The following is a 16,601-nucleotide window of genomic DNA, read 5'->3' as shown; positions in this document are numbered from 1 at the left end:
GTTCACTCCTTGTTTTCGGCGCGGCGGGCGATTTCAGCGGCGACCAGGTCCACGATTTCGCGCAGGCGCGTGGTGGTCATGCGCGGAATTTGTTGTTCGAGCGGGGCCATGCGCGGGAACGGCGGGATGCCGTCGCGGGTGCGCATGTAGCGCACGGCCTCGGCGCTGCGGCCGATGAGCAGGCCGACGTTGGTGTCGGTGTCGGTGCCGAGCAGCTCCACCTCGTGCACGGTCCAGTGATTGGCCTCGCCGCCGGGTTCGGCGGGCGCGATGTGGCCCAGGGAGGCGGCGGGGATCAGCCAGTGCCCGGCGTCGGTGCGGACAGCGCCGGGGATTTTCCCGGCCGCGCACAGGTGCCGGACGTAGACGTCCGAGACGCCGGTCTGTTGCGCGGCATGGGGGGCGGTGAGGGTGTCGGTGGTCATGAGTGTTCGTGCCTCCTGGTGAGATGCGGGTCGCCGGGGCTCGCGTTCCAGCCCCAGACGTAGGCGAATTTTTTAAAATAATAGGTGCCCAGTTCCTCCCGGATTTTCGGCCCCCAAAACACCAGCATCCGGGCGAGGTAGTAGGGGTTGGTCCTGGGGCACATTTTGATGGCCGCGATCAGCGGACGCATCACGTCGGCCCGCTCGGGGTGGGTCATGACCGTGCGCAGGCGAATCCAGGACATTTTCGTGAACTCGTGGGCGGCCATGGCGTAGGGCAGGATGGGCATTTTTTCGTCTGGCACGACGTAGGCCCATGCCTGTCCGATGTATTGGGCAATCTCGTAGGAGGTATCCGGGATCGCCTGCGCGATGAGCGTCAGTTCCTGTGAGCCGATCACGCATTTGCGCAGCATGGCCCGGTTGCGCGGGGTGCGCGTGACGCTGTTGAAAGTGGTCATGATAGCCGTGGCGTTCATGCGGTCTCCTGGTCCAGGGCCTCGTGCGTTTCCTCGCACAACCCGCCGTAGTTGTCGGCCGTGGCCTGCCAGATGTCGTCGGGGATGAGGTGGCGGCCGAACTTTTTCCAGAGCCCGAAATGGTTCTCCACATCGAAAAACGCGTCGTAGGCGCAGGCCTCGGGGCCGAACTCGCGGACCAGCCGCCGCAGATAGCCCGGCAGTCGCCGCACCAGATCGTCCACCGTGGCGCGGCTCGCCGGTTCTCCCATGAATTGCCAGCCGCGATAGCCGCGATTGCCCTCGCGGTCGAACGCATAGCTGTCCACGTAGCGGCCAAGATTACGCATAATGTAGATTTCAAGCCGGGTTCCGACAGGCGTGGAGACGGTCGATGTGTTGCTATACATGGCTAACCCTCCTCGTCGGTTTCGGCGGTGTAGTGGCGGTCGGCGTCGGCCAGGGCCTCGCGTAAACCCTCTAGGCCGCCCTCGCGCCAGTGCAGGATATCGGTCAAGAGATCCGTCACGGTCTCGATGTCCGGGCCGGGTCCGGACTCGCCCAGGCAGTCGGATTTGTAGAATCCCAGGGCGCGGGCGGCACGTTCGGCACGGGCGGCGTTGGTAGGGGTGGTCATGACGGTTGCTCCTCAAAATGCTCCAGGTCCGTCTCGTCGTACTGCCCGGTGTCGGCGGCGATGCGGCGACGGATGTAGTCCTCGCTGGCGGCCTCCCATTCGTGGCGGGTGCCCCAGGACTCGCCGCGATCCTCCTGGTTGGAGGTGTCGGTGTAGGCGTAGGCGTAGGCGTCATCGCCGCTGACGGTGCAATCGCTGCCGATTTGTGCGGCGACGGCATCCCGGGCGGACGTGGACGAGACAACGGAATAGGTGGGGTCGGCGTTGCGGCCGCCGTAAAACGGCATGAGGCGGACGAGGTAGCGCATGGTGGGCTCCTGTGGTGTGGTGTTAGGGGCTAGTAGTTCCCTGTGCTCCATAGATCTTGATGAATGCTTACGATGTCGCCTGTGAGTTCTGGCGGATCGACATAGACCTCACCGACGTCTCTCCGAACAAATTTGACGTCGGCGTCCGGGTATTCTTTTTCCACCGCGTTTTCGAAATCCACGGCAATCTCCCCGTCGTATGAATGGGTCACAACGATGCGGTCCATATGCTCCTCCTGGTCGTGGCCCCGGGCTGATTCCCGTCCGCCGTTGAAAATATGGTGCATAAAAAAACGTGGTTTGTCAATGAACGATATAAAAAATATCTATTGTGTTTTTAGTAAGTTACACGCGTAGTGAAAAATATTTGTTTCGCCCATCCGACGCCAACAAAAAAAACCCGGCTTTCGCCGGGTTCTCCCTCACCTCGCCGTCCCGCCACGCGGGCCTCACCCCCTTTCCCGATACCTCCCCTCCCGGATCTCAATCCGCCCGGCCGCCAGGAGCTGCCGCACCGTGCGCGGCTGGTCGCCGGGCCCCACGTCGAGCTGCAGCCGCAGCAGCGGCTCATAGGCCAGGACCAGGCCGTTCGCGCGCCGCCGGGCCGTGGCCGTCGAGCAGGTGCCGTAGTCCATGACCACCCGCCCGGCGTCCAGCCGCACCCGGCAGCCCAGCCGCGACAGTTCGGCCAGCGGATCGAAAACGTGGTCCTGCATCACGCCCCCGGCACGTCCGGCCACTCGATCCCGGCCGACTCCGCCAGCACGGCCAAGTGGCTGGCGGCCGCGCAGACCAGCAACTTGCCGCGTCGCCGCACCGCCTTGACCGCCGCTCCGTAGGCCAGCCAAGCCGCCCGATCCGCCAGCACGGCCGCAGCCACCTCTCGGAGCGTGACCACTCCCACTGCTGCCTCCAATGCCTCCTGCTCGGCCGCCAAAAACGGATAGGCCGCCGGGTCCAGCGGGTCAGGCGCGGCCACGGCCCGGGCCGCCTCCTCTGCCGTGTGCTGATATTCCAAGGATTGGCCCGCACCCGGGGTCAGGACCAGGAGCCGCCGCCGCTCGGCCTCGGCGTCGATGGCTACGCAAGCCGCCGCCTTGACCGCGTCCAGACCCGGGGCGTCGCCCCCGGCCAGGACCGGCGCGTGCTCCGGCCGCTCCACCACGCTCGTGCCCGCCGCGAAATCCGCCCGGGACAGAGCCCCGGCCAGCGCGTCATCCAGACAGCGCACGGCCACGGTCACCCCGTCCGCGTCGTCCATCACCACCGCCAGGGCATGGACGTGGCTGGCCGTGACCAGTTTCCCGTCCACGGCCAGCCCCAGGGGCGCCAGATCCGCCAGCAGGGCCTCGCGCGTCGGGGCATGCAGATAGAGGTCGATCATGGTTGCTCCTTACAGGGTCATGGCCTGGAGTTGCGCGGTGGTCAGGGCTCGGGGGAAATAGGCAAAATGGCGTATAGCACCGTACAACGGTTGTATCGCCCCGAGCGCGTGTCCCAATCTTAGTGTGGTAAGCGACGACGGCATTGCGCCGGATGTATCCGAAACAGCCGATCCGCCATCTACAACGAGGTGGTAGCTATTGTTTTTGAAAGAGAACGCCGCCTTATACATGGTATTCGCAACAATCGTTGATGCCGCCTCTGTGTAGACAATTGCCGTCCCGCTGGATGTTGCCGCCATTGTAATTTTGTTACCCGCTGAAACAAACAACGACAAAACGTTATTATTTGTTCCGTCGTCCACATAAAACAGCCGCTGTTGCACAGACACCCCAGCAAAACTAAAATCACAATAAATCGTCCCTTCGGCCGTGTTGAAATCGATCCCGGACAGGGCCACAGTCGCCACGTCCGCCGCACGGGTCACGGCGCTGCCCTCTCCCAGGATCGGCGAGGTGGCGAACGACCTCGCCTCCACCTGGAGGTGCTGGACCGTCCCGGAGGGGGTGAGCGTCAGCGTTCCGGCCGTGGGCGTGAACGTGTAGCTCACCCGGGCCGGGAGCGCGCCCGCGCCGTTGACCGTGGCCGCGTGCGCCCCAGACAGGACCACGCTGCCGGTCCCGTAAAACGAAATGGTGTATGCCTGGGCCGTGACCGTGACGTTTTCCGGGGCCGTAGGCGCGGCGGCGATGGTGTTTAAGCGCGTGGCCGCGCCCTCGATGCGCAGGCCGAGCAGATTGCCGGACGTATCGTAGTCATATCGCGGGGCATTGGTGGCGTAGGATTTGACGATCCCGGCCGCGCCCAGCACCCAGCCCGACGATGCCCGGGAAAACGCCGTCGTGCCGGGCAGGGCCAGATTCGGCGCGAAAAGGTTGTAGGCGGGCAGGATCAGGCCCGGGAACCTCCCGGCGTCGTCGCGTTGCCAGGAGCGGTAGGCCTGGCGCAAAGCCGAAATAGGGGGAACCCTGGCCGTGTCGGTCCCAGCCACGGCCTCCGCAGAGGTCGCCAGTTCAACCGTCCCCTGACCGTCGGTATCCGCAGGGGCAATCCCCAAATTCAAATTGGACCACAAGTTGCCGCCACCATACAAGGGCGCAACGGTGTCCACCCGCCGGTCTGCGGGCATAGCCCCGATGTTCGCCGGGGTGAGGGCATCTCGCGCCCCGGACATGTGCTGCGCGGCATGATTGCACAGCGAGGCCGGGATGTCGTTGCCGTGCCAGACGTGCGTGAGATTCGCCGTCAGGCTGCCGCTGTCCAGCGTGACCGTCACCGTGGTGTTGGGCGAGGCATAGCTCGACCCGGTGACGACCCCAAGCGGCGTCCCGTCCACACCGCAGTCGGCCAGCACCCGCACCCCGGCCGTGAAATCCGCCGTCAGGTCGCCCGCCACCGTGAACGATCCGGCCGAGACGAAAGCGGCCGCGATGCCGGGCATCATGACGCGCACCCCCCGAACCGCTCATAAATGGTCATGCAGGCGACCTCTCCCACACCTGTCCAGCCGCCGAGGGTGAACGCGGCGTGCAGCCGGTAGACCCCGGACTGGGCCAGTTCCCCCGCTACGGTTGCGTGGCTGATCGTTGTGCCAGACTTCGTGCCCGACCATTCCGTCGTCGTGCCGTCGGGGAGCTGCACCAGGATTTTGCATCCCGTGGCCAACGTCAGATCCACGCCGGTATCCAGCACCACGGCCAGGCCGATGTCCCCCACGTAATTTTTTGCCATCTCGCCCTCACGCGGCCCGCAGGTCCACCGGGGACCGCAGGCGCTTGGTCAGATGTGCCGGGGCCTCGAGCGCCACGGCCAGGGATGCCGGGCCGGACAGCGTCCGCGCCAGCGTCGCCGGGGATTCCAGGTCCACGGCCTGTCCGGACGCAGACTCCAGCCGCCGCGACAGCGTGGCCGGGGATTGCAGCGTGATCCACTCCCGGATCAGGCCGGTCGGCCCCACGCCCGTGGCCGTGGCCGTGCCCACCGCCGAAACCGCTGCCTGCCCGGTGGCATTTTTACGGCCCGTGGCCTCGCATCCAGCCACGGACCGCACCTCGACCGCTCCCTGCCCGGGCTGCTCACCGGCCGATCCGGCCGCGACCACGGACGCCTCGGCCTGGACCAACGCCCCGCCGTGGGCATTTTTGCGGCCCGACGCCAGCGCCCCGACCAGGGCCAAAACGGCCGCACCGCCGGACGCGGCCTTAACACCGGCCGCCGTGGCCGTGGCCGCAGCGGCAATTTCCGCCGTGCCCCGGGCGTCCCGGCCCCCGCTCGCCAGAACCGTGGCGACCGCCGAAACCTGCGCCCCGCCGCGCGCCCCCCGAAATCCTGCGGCCGTAGCCTGGGCCGTGGCCATGGCCGACGCTGGGCCGGACGCGGATTTGCGACCGACCCCGGACGCCTGGGCCGTAGCCGCGACCGCCGCAGCAGCTTCCGCGCCTTTCCGCCCGGTGGCCGTGACCGTGGCCACGGCGGACGCCTGGGCGTCGCCGGACGCGACCTGCACCCCGGTCCATGCCGAGGACTCGCCCGTCCATGCCGTTGGGCTGGCGGCCCAGGCGCTCATGCTACGCCGGGTCCGTCAGGGCCAGGGTGAACGCGGTCAGGGTGTACGTACCCTGGGCCGCAAAAGCCTCGCTGGTCACGTCGTCGGTGGCCAGGCATGTCCCGCCGGTCGCGGCCGTCCACAGGCTGGCGTGGCTCACCGTCGTGGACGGCGGCACGTCGAATTCCGGCTGGGTCGTGGCGGCACGCGCGCCGCCCGAGGCCGCGCCCAGCGTGATCGCCTTGCGGGCGTAGGCCGGGGTGCCGCCCGTCAACTCATTGTCCGCCCCGGCCGCGCCGGGCGCGCCGCTGTGCAGCGCGGCGTAAAAGGTGCTCCCCAGCCCATCCAGTGCGGCGTTTTTGCCGCTCGTCGTCAGGACTCCCATGACTCCCTCCCTATTTTGTTTTGACCACCGTGGTGGCCTCATTGGCTACCCGCGAAATCAGCCGGTCGCCCTCGATCAGCACCGCGTCCCCCACGGCCACCCCGGTCCCGCGCACGGCCCGCACCACACCCCCGGCCAGCACCTCAATCGACCCGGCCAGCACGCGCGAAACCACCCCCACCCGGCGGCGTTGGGTCGTGGCGGTCAGGGTCCGCAGATCGGCCAGCGGGTTGCTCACAGGCTGCGCTCCACGGTGTAGCGTTGCGTCAGGGTCAGGCCCCCGGCGTCATCCAGGGCCAGATCGATGCCCACGGCCGTGACCCGGCCCCGGAATTTCTCGCCCAGGTCGCCGTCCTCGACCTCCACCACGTCGCCCGGGAGGATGGCCGGGCCCGCGTGCGCGGCCTCGATCTCGTAGATCCTTTTTGGCGTGCCCCGGTCGTCCAAAAAATTGCGCCCGAGTTGCGTACCGGCGGCCTGGCTGGTGGCCAAGTCGTTGACCTGCTCGTCCGGGGCGGGATTCGATCCGGCCCCGCGCACCACCAAAATCCTCATGACGTGATCTCCTCGGCCAGGATCAGGGCCGGAAACGCCTCGCCCAGATCGCCCGGTGTGTACTGCCACAAATCATATTTCGTGGTGTATTCCACGGTCGCCACCCCGAACCCGGCCCCGGCCGCCAGTTTCATGCCGCCCGCGCCGTCCGGCACAATCGCGCCCGGGGCCAGCCCGTGCCACTCGTAGTCCTCCACCGTGCTCACGGATTTGTCCGCCCCGGCCGTCTCCTCTTGCGCAAAATCAATCGTCTCGGCCTCGGGCGTCTCGACCACCCCGGCCTCGACCAGGGCCAGGATGCCGGATGTAGCGCGCAGGGTGTACGGCACGGACGCCGTGACCCGTAAAAAAACCGTGTCGCCCGGGGCGAAACTGGATTTGCCCGTGCGGTCGGTGTCCACGCTGATCTGGATCGAACCGTCCCCGGAGTCGGACGCGGCGTCGGTAACGACAACCGCGTCGTAGCCCTCGCGGTATTCGTAGGACTCGCTGGCCGTAAAAATGTGATCCACGTCGGACAGGGTGAGCGCGGGCTCGGCCTCGGCCATCTCGGTGACCGGCACGGGATAGGCGTAGACCACGCGCAAATCCCCGGCCGGGGTCGATTGCAGCACGGCCCCGCAGGCTGCGGCCAGGGCCGACAAAATCTCAATCGGCGACTGCTCGTCCGCCGTGAGCCGCCCGGCCGGGAGTGTCCAGCTGCAGACCTCCCAGGACAGCCCCACCCCGGCCGCGTCGCACAGCTCCTGCGCGGCGGCCAGGGCCGTGATCCGGCCCCAGGTTTTGGTGACCGCCGTGGCCAGGGGCGCGTCTAGGGCGATGGTCGGCGAGCGCCCGGCGGCGGTATAGCCTGTGCTGCCGAAACTGCGGTCGCGGCTGCGGGACTCCAGCACAAACGCCCAGGCCTGCCCGTCCACCGTCACCTCGACCGGACTCCCGGGCGCGCACCGCCGCCAGTCGGCCAGGTCGCGCAGGGTCAGGGTGAGCGACCAGCAGTACGACGCGCTGTCGGCAAAAATAGACACGGCCACCGGGTCCAGGGCACGGGGCGCGTCGGATTTTGGGTTGAGCACCACGGCGCAGGTCACGGCCAGGCTGTCGGCCACGGTCAGGGCGTAGCCGGTCGTGACCTCGCAGGCCACGGGGTTGGTGCCGCCGATCTCGTGCCGGGCTGTGATCTCCCGGGCCACGGCCTGGGCGATGACCGCGTGGACGGCCGTGACCTCCCCGGCCACCTCGGCAATCAGCGAGTGCCGGGCCGTGATCTCACGCGCGACCGTGCCCATTACGCGGTGCCCCCCTCAATCCGGACGGTCACGGCATCATTCGTGTCGCCGCTAGCCCCGGCCGGGCAAATCAGCTCGGCCCAAAACGGCACGGCCGCCGGGGTGGTGGTGATTGTGACCGTGTCCCCGGCCTCCCAGGAGCCGGACCAGGCCGACGTGGGCACGGTCAGGTACGGCCGGGCGTAGTCGGGGTTGATCGGCGCGCACGAGGCTGCGATATTTCCCGTGCCGAGCGAGCCCAGCACGTCGGACGTGGCGGCAAACGCCGTGGCGGACGAAAACGTCAGGGTCACGACCTGGGCAATCGTGCCGATGGAATCCAGGGTCACGGCGGTGTCGTCGAATTCGCCGTACTCGGTTTCCGGGGCGGCAACCGAGGCCAGGGCCTCCACGTCGCCGCAGGCCAAAAGCGAGCAGACCGGCGACCCGGCCGCGAACTCTTTGGACAGCGTCCCGGACAGGCCGATGGTCACGGACGCCCCGTCCTTGCTCACCGTGTCCGCCGTAAAAATCTCGCCGGATTGGTTGTCCTCCACGTCCTCGCCGTCCCAGATGCGGATTTGCTCGCCCTGGCGGAAAATGACCTGGGCCGAATTTTCCAGGGTGACGACGAGGCTGGACGCGCCTGCGGCCGTGGTGGCGGTCAGGGAGGCCGCACCGTAGTGGTCCGGGCTGGCCGGGATGTCGGCCTGGGTGTCGTCCCAGGTCGCGGCGAAAATCGTCACCCGGTCCCCGGCCGGGGTCGGCCTGGCCACGGACAAAAATGCGTCGAGGAGCGGCAGGCTCTCGCTGTTGGCGACGTGGTAGAAAAATTTTCGGTAGCGGCCTTTGCCGCTCGTGCGCTCGGAAATGGTGAAATGCGGGAACATGCCGCTGCGGCTTTTGTCCACCACGGCGGTCTTGGACATGCGGCCGCCGTTGGCGTCCGTGTCGCCGACCACGGCGGATTTGCGCAGGATGATTTCGGATTTGACGATGGCCATGACGCCTCCTAGACGATGCCGAATTTGTGCATCAGGTAGTTTTCGATTTTGCCGCACTCGGCGTCGGGCAGGGCCGTGTCGAACACGATCCACTCCCCGAGCTGGGCCGTCTCGCCGGTCTGGCCGACCCCGGACACGACGCGGAATTCCCGGCCGTAGCTGGCGTCCGGGTCGAAATCCCCGGTAAACGTGTTGGCAAAACGCACGATCCCGTTGCGCCGGATTTTAACCGTTTTGTCCGCCGCGATGCGGAAGGTCAGGACGCACAGCGAGGCCAATTCTGCCCGGGTGAGCACGTCAAAAAACTGCGGCAGGCCGGGATAGGCCAGCAGTTCCAGCGTCGGCATGGCGCTGGACAACGTGCTGAACTCAAAAATCTCGCATCGAAAATACAGCCCGGCCGCAGTGTCCGGATAGGCCAGCACCAAAAAAACCGTGCGTTCCGTCCGGTTGTAGACCGACGGCGAGGAATCGCGCAGATATTGCGTCAAAGATATCGGATCACCAATCATAGCGCATCCCCGTGAACTCAATCACGTCCTGCTGGGGCGTCACACCGTGCAGCAGCCAGGGCAGGACGCTGGATTGCTGGTCGCCGTTGGTGCCTGCCGCAGCCCCGCCAGCCAGATCGTTGCCGGGCCGGGCGTCGTCCGGGACGTAGAGCACGTCCGAGGCGTGGGCCTGCTCGTGGAGCTGGCAGGCCCGGTACCACCCAGAGCATTTTCGGCTCGGCTCCCAGATAAACGACAGGAGGTCCGACGCCGCGCCGCACAATTTGTCCTTGACCCGGTAGGCCGACAGCTCGACCGAAAACTCTTCCTGCAGCACGCCGTACCGCGACAGGAAAAACCAGCATTGCACGCTGTCGCCGTCGTCGCGCTGCGACGCCGCCGGGCAGCCGTCGCCGGAAAAATCCATGTCCGGCACCTGGGGCACGGTCCATTCCCAGACCCGGCAGTGCGGCGAGCGCGTGGCCTCGGCCCGGATCGTGCCGTACATCTTGGGCGCGCCCGTGGTGGAGGTCAGGCAGCGCGCGCCGGTGCGGCCGAAAAAATGGCGCAAGTTGCCGCCGGGCATGGCCACACACCTGATGCCCTCCGCTGTCTCTGCCATCACGCCGCTATGCGCGTGCACGGACACCAGGCTGGCCACCGGCCAGTCAAATTTCAGCGGCGCAAACGTCCCGGCCAGCTCGAAAAACTTGACCTCGGTCTGTCCGGGATGCGACTCGACGGTCCCGGCCCCCAGGTTTTGCGCGCCCTGGCGCAGGGTGTAGCCGTCCAGATCGTCGGCCGCGCCGCCCCACAGGACCACGCGCACCACCTCGCCCGGGTCCACGGACTCGGACGGGATGTCGATTTTGACCCCGGCGCAATCCATAGCCCGGGCCGAAAATGTGAGTGTGAGCGAGGCCTTGGCTGGCATCAGGCGGCCACCTCGATTTGCACCCGGACCTCGTCGCCGTCCGGGGTGATGGTGATCATCTCGGCGTTCGATTCGTAGCCGTCCTTCTCCACCACCACCCGGTATTCACCGGACAAGATATTGAAAACCTTGACGAAGCCGTAGCGGTCATCGGTCAGGCCCAGATCCACGTAGTCCTCGCCGATCTCGATGTAGACCTGCGCCCCGAGCACGGCCCCGGCGGTGTCGGCGTCGATCACTCGGATTTTGCAATCCACATATTTGATGGATGCGTCCTCGGGCTCGTCGGACAGGGCCAGCGAAAACCGGCGCTTGAGCACGCCACCCCGGTACAGGAAAAACCACTGCGCCCCGGTCGGGTCGCTGGGCGCGGTCCAGGCCCATTCCCGGGCGTAGGGCGGCCGCTCGGCCACGGCGTGGGTGGTGCCGTAAAGCGGCCCGGGGAACTGGCCCAGGATCGGCGCCAGGCAGGAGTGACCGACGCGGACGAATTTATCCGTCACGTCGTGGCCCTGGGGCGCGACCGTGACCAACTCGTCGCCGACCACGCACAAAAGCGGCGCGAACGCGGTCACCCGGGTGATGCGCGAGACGGGGAAGGTAAACTGCTGGGCGGTATTTTCGCCCGCCCAATCAAAATATTTGCACGTCACCTGGCCGGGATAGTCCACCCGCTCGCCCAGCCCCAGCGACTGCAACCCCTGGCGCAGCTCGTAGCCGTCGAGCATGGCCTCGGTGGCGGCCCAAATGCGCAGCGTCATCAGCTCGCCCGGGTCCACGGCCTGCTCGGGCATTTCAAATAGCGCCCCGGGGCAGGTATCGGACCCGAAGTCCAGACGTAGCGACGCCTTGGCGGGCATGGCTAGACCGTCTCCATCCGCAGATTGAGATTGTAAAGCGTCGTGGCGTCCGGATCGGCCTCGTCGCGGATCATCGTGGCCGTGACCGGGGCCTCGTCCCCGAACCGGAACCGCACGGCAAACGTCCGGCCGTCGTGTAGGGTGAGCGTGCCGGTCCAGCCCGGCGTGGACGCCCAGGCAAAAAGCGTTTCGACCACCGGCCGCAGGCACCAGCCGTCCTCTCCGGTGAGGTCAATCGGGCGGCCGCCGGACAGGCCGGTGTCCTGGATGACCAGCCCGCCGCCGATGGTCCGGCGGCTGGTGCGGCCGACCAGCGCGGCGGCGAATTCGTTGGACCAGATCAGATCCGGCGGGAGCGTGAGGCCGGAGAGGGTGATGCTCATCGGATGTTGGCCCCGTGTTTTTTGAGTTCGCGCATAAAGGCCGTGATCGTGTCGCGGCTGGTGTGGGTGGGGAAGGTCTGGCCGCCCATCTGGAGATTGATCGTGGCGGAAAATTCCTCGCCGCTGGCGCGCCGGGGGGTGTCGGGCAGGGACGTGGCCAGGTCGCCGCCGGGCACCACGCCGCCCTCGGCAAAACGGTGCACGCGCAGGCTGTCCAGGAACAAGTCCATGTCCCAACTGTTGAGCGCGTTGAACGCCCCGCTCCCGAGCCGGTGCATCGTCGACGCCTTGAGCACGCCCTCATCCGGGGCCAGGAGCGCCGGGACGCTGTCCACGCCGCGCCGCGCGCCCTCGGCCAGGGGCACGATGCCGCCCTCGGCAAATCTGCGGACCCGCGCGGCCATCCGATTTATCGCCGCCTCCATGCGCCGGATCGGCAGGCCCACCGGCCCGCCCTCGGCCAACCACTGGGAAAATCCACTGACGCTGTACTGCTTGTCCTCGTCGGCATTGGCCCTGGCCCGGCCCTCGCGGATGCTCAAATCCTCCATGGTCCGGTTGTAGTCCAGCAGCAGGTCGGCCAGCTTTTCGTCCAGGCTTTTCTGGATGTCGGCGCGCTCGGCCTCGCCGTCGGCCCGGGCCTCGGAGGTGTCGGCGGCGGCCTCGGCCTCGGATTCGGCCTTGGACTCGTCGAGTGCCGCCTTGGCGGCGTTCACGGCGGTCTGGAATTCGGTCCCGGCGTTGACCTGCCCGGCCAAAAACTCGACCATTTTTTTGTTGGGCTCGGTGCTGTTTTTCTCGGCGTCGTACGCGGCCTGGGCCTCCATGACCGCTTTTTTCGCACCGGAATTCGCCCCTGGCGTCGTCGCGGTACGGCCAAAGGTCATCACGCTACGGGTCAGTACCCCAGTGGAATATTTCGTAAAAATCGGATACACGCCGGAACTGTTCTCTCCGCTCCCCTTTTTCGCCTCGGCAAGCGCGGCCTTGAGCGACTCCAATTTCGTTTTCCGCTCCTCGTCGTAAGCCTGTTTAGTTTCGTACAGCTCGGCCAGCGTCTCGGCCCGGACCTCCTCGGCCTCGGCCACCAACTCCTCGTATTCGGACTGAAGTTCCTGCAACGCCTCCTGGAGTTTCTCCGCAATTTCGTCAATTTTCTCTTGCTCGTCGGCCAGGCTGTCGGCCAAATCCTCGTCCCCGTCGGCGCGCGCCCGGGTGACGGCCAGGTCGTAATCCTCCTGCGTCCTGGCCCGGGTCAGGGCGATGTCCGCCAGCTCCTCGTCCAGGCTGCCGCCGGACGCGAATTTCGTGACCGCCGCGTCGTGGATGCCCTCGAATCGCGACACGGCCGACAGCCCAAGCGGCGACAGGCTGCGCGGCCGGGGCTGCGGCTCCGGGATGCCCACGGATCGGCGCAGCATCCGGGCCAGATCGGCGATGCCGCCAGCCAGCCCGCCGACCAATCCGCCGGACGCGAATTTCGGGACCGGCAATTGCCCGGAATTCAGCGCGTGGAGCAGGTCCACGCCGTAGCGTTTCACCGCGTCCTTGCGAACCACGAACTCCCCGCGCATGAGCATCGCGGGAACATCGTCTTTGCGTCCGTCGCCGGGGATGAACGGCGCCGGGAGCCGCCGGAAAACCGGGCCGCCCGTGGCATAGGCCTCCACCTCGGAATCGGTGGGCACGACCTTGAAATCGCCGGACCCCTTGACCGTCAGATTGATGGTGTGCTCGGAGGACGTGGGGCGCTTGAGCTCGGCGATGGCCTCCTCGGCCGCCTGCGTATTTGGATCGACGGTGTGTCCGCTGGTGGTCCGAATGCCGTTTAAGCGTTCCAGTTCCGAATCCACTCGCGTGGTGTTGGCCTGGACCGTGGCCGTGGGGGTGGCTGTCGTGCCGTTCAGACGGTCGATCAACTTGTCCAGCAAGGCGGTGTCCGGCTCAAACACCACATCAATTTTACTGGAGGATTTGAGCTTTTCCAGCTCCGCCTGGGCGTCGGCCACGCCGCTTTGCATCTCGGTGCGCAGTTGCTGGCCAGCCGTCTTGAGGGCCTCCAGGGATTGCACCTGGATGTCCAGGGCCCGGCGGACGCCGGCCTCGGCGATGGAAATGGCCTCTTGTTGCGAGACGCCGCTCTCCTTGCTCGCCGTGGCCAGCCCTTCGTAGAGGGGGATAGCCTTGGCCGCCAGCTCGTTGGCCTTGGCAAACCCGTCCGCCGTGCCCTTGGCCCGCTCCATTTCCGCCGCAAACAACAGGTCGGACGCCTGTTTCTGCCGATCCAGGTAGGCCTGGGCCTCGGTCATCCCCTTGCGCCGGATCTCGCGCAGCTTGTCCTCGCCGCTGGTCCGGACCTTCTCGATCTCCTGGGCGTATTTGGCCTCAATGGCGATGGCCTTGTCCACGTCCTGGCCCAGGCGGTCCAGGTATTCCTGCCAGGCCCGGACGTAGGCTTCTTTGCGCGACTTCGCGATTTCCTTGCTGATTTCGCCCTTGGCCGCCTCGTCGTAAACGGCCTTGGACAAAAGTTCTTGCTGCGCCGCGAAAGTGTCGTTTGCCAGCGAAACAAGCAGATCCTTTTTCTTGCGCGCCGTGGCCACCCCAGCCACCAGGGCCCCGGCATCAGATTGGGCCATGGCCTCGGCCAGCTTGATCTGGGCGTCCATCAGCCCGCCGATCAGCTTCTCGGCCTCGGCGTGGGCCGCTCCCATATCCCGCACGCGGTCGGACAGAACCTTGAATTCCGCCGCCGTCATGGCTGTCTGCTGTTCCTGCGCCATGAGTTTTTCGAACGCGGTGGCGAAGCTTTCCGAAAGCCCACCGTATTTTGCTATTAAGTCGTCCACCTCTTTCGCGTTTAAAGCATGCGTTTTCGCCATCTCTTCGCTTGCGTCGTTCGTCTCCATCATGGCGTCGATCAAATAATACAGAGAGACACCGGCGGCCGCGACGCCCCCTATAAGCAGCCCCGTAGGCGAAAAAATGGCTCCCACCGCCGCCCCCAGAGCGGGCAGCCGGGCCATGGACGCGGCCAGCCCCACAAAACCGCTGGACCAGGAGGCCAGGGTGGCCAACAGCTTGGTGCCCTGGATCAGCTTGACCATGCCTGCCAACCCGGTGACTGCGGTGGTGACGGTGGCGATGCCCTTGGCCGCGATGTACGATACGCCCGCGAGCGCAACGATCTCTTTGTATTCGACCGTGAACTTGACCACAGCGGCGGCTATCTCCACCAGCGCCGTGGCCAGGGCGGCAACCTCGCTGGCGTTGTTTCGGAAATAATCGCCAAGCGTGACCATGGCCTCGGCCAGACTTTCGTTCTTGGCCACCGTGTCTTCGAGCACGGACGTGATGTACTTGAGCGCCCCGGCGTAGGTGTTGGCGCTGTCCCGCGCCTTGCCGATGTCCGCCTGGGTCTGCTCCAGCAACACGTTGTAACGTATCTGGGCCTTCTCCAACTCGGTCAGGCTTGACCAGGCCCGGCCCTGCACCTGATACAGTTCCTCATATCGTTCCTTGACGTGGGATTCGTTGAGCGTCAGCCCCAGCATTTCCGAGGCCTCGGACTCACCTCTGATCGCCGCCGTGACGCGCTCGATGGCGTCGGCCAGGGGCATTTTCCCGGCCGCGATGTCCGCCGTGCGGCGCATGACCACCTCCATCTGGTCGGCGGACAGCCCCAGCCGCTTGGTCATGTTGATCGTTTTGGCCGCCGCCGCCGTCAGGTCGGACTCGGAATAGATCACCAACTCCTGCCGCATCTGCCCAATCGCGGCCCGCCAGCGGTCGATGCCGCCGGTCTGGGAAAACTCCCGGCTGGCGGACTTGACCGCCGACTCCAGGTTGAAACTGGCCGTCTCGGCATTTTTGTAGGCCGTGACGATGCCGGTGAAAATCTTTTGGGCTGCGTACAGCCCCAGGTAGGTCTGCAACAGGTTTTTCAGGCGGGCGTCCACGTTCTGGATCAGCCCCGGCGCGCGCCCCATCTCCGACGACAGGCCACGCTGCTGCTGCCCTGCATTGCGATATCCCTGGGCCAGTTGCTGGAGTTTGGCGGTCAGGGCGGTTTTGGCGACAGCCAGATCCCGGGTGGACATGGTCCCGGAGTCGCGCAGGGTCCGGTAGGATGTGATCAACTCCTGGATGCGGGCCTTGACCTGCGCCCCGGACTGCACGCCAAGCGACGCCAGGGCCTTGTCCGTGGCCCGGGTCGCGGCCTCGGCCTCGGCCATCCCGGACTTGGCCGCGCCGCCCGTGCTCCGGTAGGCCGCGCTCACGGCCTGGATCTTGGTGACCATGGCCGCATGCGCGGCGGCCAGGTCGCGGCCGGACAGCTCCCCGGAGTCCCGCAGCGCCCGGTAGGCCGCAACCAGCTCCTGGATCTTGTCCTTGACCTGGGCGGCGGAACGCACCCCAAGGGTGGCCAGAGCCGTGTCTGTGGACAGGATCGCGGCCTCGGCCTCGGCCATGCCCGTGGCGGTGGCCGCCCCGGCCTCGGTCATGCCGGACTTGGCGGCCGCTCCGGACTCGCGGTAGGCCGCGCTCACAGCCTGAATCTTGGCCACCATGGATGCGTGCGCCGTCTCCAGGTCGCGGGCCGATACCTCGCCGGACTCGGACAGGGTCCGGTAGCTGGCGATGATCTGCTGGATCTGGGCCCGGACCTTGTCCGTGGACAGCACGCCCAGTTCGGAAAAGGCCTTCTGCACCGCACCCACGCGCCGCACGCCCTCCAGCTCGATCCCGGCAAACGCCTGCTCGACCCGGGTGGACATGGACTCCAGCGCGGCCAGCCCCTCCTGGGCCAGGCCTTTTTTGATGACCTGTCCCAGGTGCTCCAGCTTGGCCTGGGCTTCGTCAGTCTCCGCCTTGATCTTGATATCCAAGATATTGGAGGCCATCAGC

Annotated in this window: 21 protein-coding genes; all 21 read right to left on the bottom strand. The window is 66.6% G+C overall.

Translation table 11 applies throughout. From position 1 onward, the window contains the following. Positions 1 to 2: 2 nt before the first annotated feature. Positions 3 to 425 carry a MerR family transcriptional regulator gene (locus tag GD606_RS02780; protein WP_176629189.1) on the bottom strand — a complete coding sequence of 141 codons (423 nt, stop codon included), beginning with the start codon at positions 423 to 425 and terminating at the stop codon, positions 3 to 5. Further along, on the bottom strand, positions 422 to 904 hold the full coding sequence (locus GD606_RS02775; RefSeq protein WP_163301681.1) for a hypothetical protein: 483 nt from the start codon (positions 902 to 904) through the stop codon (positions 422 to 424). Before GD606_RS02775 ends, GD606_RS02780 begins: the two co-directional genes overlap by 4 nt. Beyond that, positions 901 to 1,293 (bottom strand): hypothetical protein, encoded by a 393-nt coding sequence (locus tag GD606_RS02770; RefSeq protein WP_163301682.1) that lies wholly within the window; start codon positions 1,291 to 1,293, stop codon positions 901 to 903. The genes GD606_RS02775 and GD606_RS02770 overlap by 4 nt, the downstream gene beginning before the upstream one ends. Before the next feature lie 2 nt (positions 1,294 to 1,295). Further along, on the bottom strand, positions 1,296 to 1,520 hold the full coding sequence (locus GD606_RS02765; RefSeq protein WP_163301683.1) for a hypothetical protein: 225 nt from the start codon (positions 1,518 to 1,520) through the stop codon (positions 1,296 to 1,298). Next, on the bottom strand, positions 1,517 to 1,828 hold the full coding sequence (locus GD606_RS02760) for a hypothetical protein (RefSeq protein WP_163301684.1): 312 nt from the start codon (positions 1,826 to 1,828) through the stop codon (positions 1,517 to 1,519). Before GD606_RS02760 ends, GD606_RS02765 begins: the two co-directional genes overlap by 4 nt. Before the next feature lie 29 nt (positions 1,829 to 1,857). Further along, positions 1,858 to 2,055, bottom strand: a complete 198-nt coding sequence (locus tag GD606_RS02755) for a hypothetical protein (protein ID WP_163301685.1) — start codon at positions 2,053 to 2,055, stop codon at positions 1,858 to 1,860. 222 nt (positions 2,056 to 2,277) lie between these two features. Continuing rightward, entirely contained in the window at positions 2,278 to 2,544 is a 267-nt protein-coding gene (locus tag GD606_RS02750; RefSeq protein ID WP_163301686.1) for a hypothetical protein, read from the bottom strand. Then, positions 2,544 to 3,212 (bottom strand): hypothetical protein, encoded by a 669-nt coding sequence (locus GD606_RS02745; protein WP_163301671.1) that lies wholly within the window; start codon positions 3,210 to 3,212, stop codon positions 2,544 to 2,546. Before GD606_RS02745 ends, GD606_RS02750 begins: the two co-directional genes overlap by 1 nt. A 9-nt stretch (positions 3,213 to 3,221) precedes the next feature. Beyond that, entirely contained in the window at positions 3,222 to 4,715 is a 1,494-nt protein-coding gene (locus tag GD606_RS02740) for a LamG-like jellyroll fold domain-containing protein (RefSeq protein WP_163301687.1), read from the bottom strand. Further along, positions 4,712 to 5,002: a hypothetical protein gene (locus GD606_RS02735; protein ID WP_163301688.1), complete on the bottom strand. Its 291-nt coding sequence runs from the start codon at positions 5,000 to 5,002 to the stop codon at positions 4,712 to 4,714. The genes GD606_RS02740 and GD606_RS02735 overlap by 4 nt, the downstream gene beginning before the upstream one ends. 7 nt (positions 5,003 to 5,009) lie before the next feature. Continuing rightward, entirely contained in the window at positions 5,010 to 5,837 is an 828-nt protein-coding gene (locus GD606_RS02730; RefSeq protein ID WP_163301689.1) for a hypothetical protein, read from the bottom strand. A gap of 1 nt (position 5,838) precedes the next feature. Then, positions 5,839 to 6,201 carry a phage tail fiber protein gene (locus GD606_RS02725; RefSeq protein ID WP_163301690.1) on the bottom strand — a complete coding sequence of 121 codons (363 nt, stop codon included), beginning with the start codon at positions 6,199 to 6,201 and terminating at the stop codon, positions 5,839 to 5,841. Between the two features lie 10 nt (positions 6,202 to 6,211). Then, on the bottom strand, positions 6,212 to 6,439 hold the full coding sequence (locus tag GD606_RS02720; protein WP_163301691.1) for a hypothetical protein: 228 nt from the start codon (positions 6,437 to 6,439) through the stop codon (positions 6,212 to 6,214). Then, a complete protein-coding gene (locus tag GD606_RS02715) occupies positions 6,436 to 6,756 on the bottom strand; it encodes a hypothetical protein (protein ID WP_163301692.1) in 321 nt (106 codons plus the stop codon). The genes GD606_RS02720 and GD606_RS02715 overlap by 4 nt, the downstream gene beginning before the upstream one ends. Continuing rightward, positions 6,753 to 8,042 carry a hypothetical protein gene (locus GD606_RS02710; protein WP_163301693.1) on the bottom strand — a complete coding sequence of 430 codons (1,290 nt, stop codon included), beginning with the start codon at positions 8,040 to 8,042 and terminating at the stop codon, positions 6,753 to 6,755. The genes GD606_RS02715 and GD606_RS02710 overlap by 4 nt, the downstream gene beginning before the upstream one ends. Further along, entirely contained in the window at positions 8,042 to 9,025 is a 984-nt protein-coding gene (locus GD606_RS02705) for a hypothetical protein (RefSeq protein ID WP_163301694.1), read from the bottom strand. The genes GD606_RS02710 and GD606_RS02705 overlap by 1 nt, the downstream gene beginning before the upstream one ends. A gap of 8 nt (positions 9,026 to 9,033) precedes the next feature. After that, positions 9,034 to 9,537: a hypothetical protein gene (locus GD606_RS02700; protein ID WP_163301695.1), complete on the bottom strand. Its 504-nt coding sequence runs from the start codon at positions 9,535 to 9,537 to the stop codon at positions 9,034 to 9,036. Continuing rightward, positions 9,527 to 10,450, bottom strand: coding sequence for a hypothetical protein (locus tag GD606_RS02695; RefSeq protein WP_163301696.1), 924 nt, complete (start codon positions 10,448 to 10,450; stop codon positions 9,527 to 9,529). Before GD606_RS02695 ends, GD606_RS02700 begins: the two co-directional genes overlap by 11 nt. Further along, positions 10,450 to 11,310 (bottom strand): carboxypeptidase-like regulatory domain-containing protein, encoded by an 861-nt coding sequence (locus GD606_RS02690; RefSeq protein WP_163301697.1) that lies wholly within the window; start codon positions 11,308 to 11,310, stop codon positions 10,450 to 10,452. Before GD606_RS02690 ends, GD606_RS02695 begins: the two co-directional genes overlap by 1 nt. 2 nt (positions 11,311 to 11,312) lie before the next feature. After that, positions 11,313 to 11,693 carry a hypothetical protein gene (locus GD606_RS02685; RefSeq protein ID WP_163301698.1) on the bottom strand — a complete coding sequence of 127 codons (381 nt, stop codon included), beginning with the start codon at positions 11,691 to 11,693 and terminating at the stop codon, positions 11,313 to 11,315. Next, complete coding sequence (locus GD606_RS02680; protein WP_163301699.1) at positions 11,690 to 16,597, bottom strand: coiled-coil domain-containing protein; 4,908 nt, start codon at positions 16,595 to 16,597, stop codon at positions 11,690 to 11,692. The genes GD606_RS02685 and GD606_RS02680 overlap by 4 nt, the downstream gene beginning before the upstream one ends. Positions 16,598 to 16,601: the final 4 nt, after the last annotated feature.

Origin of the sequence: Desulfolutivibrio sulfodismutans DSM 3696, from assembly GCF_013376455.1 — a bacterium.
Lineage (GTDB): Bacteria > Desulfobacterota > Desulfovibrionia > Desulfovibrionales > Desulfovibrionaceae > Desulfolutivibrio > Desulfolutivibrio sulfodismutans.
This window is presented reverse-complemented; position numbering and strand designations above follow the sequence as displayed.